Origin of the sequence: Acinetobacter sp. NBRC 110496 (assembly GCF_000876115.1) — a bacterium.
Taxonomy (GTDB): domain Bacteria; phylum Pseudomonadota; class Gammaproteobacteria; order Pseudomonadales; family Moraxellaceae; genus Acinetobacter.
In genome coordinates this window covers 1-985 of record NZ_BBTF01000145.1, presented here as the reverse complement: position 1 = coordinate 985, position 985 = coordinate 1, and the positions used below count along the sequence as shown (strand labels likewise).

Below are 985 nucleotides of genomic sequence, written 5' to 3'. Positions count from 1 at the left end.
CTAGGACGAGTATTCAGTGACATGGCAACTTGATTTAAATAATGCTGATCTGCCTGATTTAAATCAATCCCTTTAGGTAAATATTGCCTAATTAAACCATTCATATTTTCGCATGTGCCTTTTTGCCAGGGTGAATGTGGGTCACAGAAATATACATCTATGCCTAAATCTTCTTCAAGTATTTTATGTTCTGCCATCTCGCGTCCACGGTCATAGGTCAACGTTTTACGCAGTTCTGCAGGTAAATATTTCAGAGCTTCAGTTAAAGCCTTGCGCACTGATTCTGCCTTTGCATCAGGTAATGTTGCCAAGATACAGAGCCGTGTATTTCGTTCAATAAGTGTTGCTATCGAACTTTTATTGTCTTTACCTTTAATTAAATCAGCTTCCCAATGACCCGGTATTTTTCTTTCTTGAACTTCGGCTGGGCGCTCATGAATAGTTTTAATATCCTGTAATATAGAATCTTTTTTAGGTTCACCGTTAGCTTTTCGCTTTTTATTTTCATGACGTAGACAGGATAATAAGTCTTTTTTCAACTCACCCTTGGGTAATGCTCGTATCGTTGAATAAATCGTTGTATGGCTTACATTCATTGTTTGATCCAAATCAGGAAATGTCTTTAAACGCTTTGCTATTTGCTGAGGAGACCATAAACAACGGATCGCTTCAACAATAAATTTCCAGAGGATTGAATCGATTTTGAGTTTTCTGTGACCACGTCTACGTCTAGCAAAAGTGTTATCAGAAGCATATCGAGCTTGATAAACGTCATTGATGCTATTTCTTTTAAGCTCACGATAGATCGTACTAGGATGTCTTTTAATAAGTTCAGCAAATTTTCTGGCTGAAAAGCCTTCTTTTCTTGACTCAAGCATTAATGCAGTACGATCTTCAAAGTTAAGATGATGGTATGACAATTTTATATACTCCATAAACCCTTTAAATTAATTAGGTGGTTTATGTCGCACTTCAAGTTTTACTC

Annotated in this window: 1 protein-coding gene; it reads right to left on the bottom strand. The window is 36.6% G+C overall.

The window, feature by feature from the left end:
- Positions 1 to 878, bottom strand: an 878-nt coding sequence (locus Aba26S_RS20955) for an IS30-like element ISAba125 family transposase (RefSeq protein WP_252322574.1), incomplete at its 3' end; no start/stop codon positions are given.
- Positions 879 to 985 lie beyond the last annotated feature (107 nt).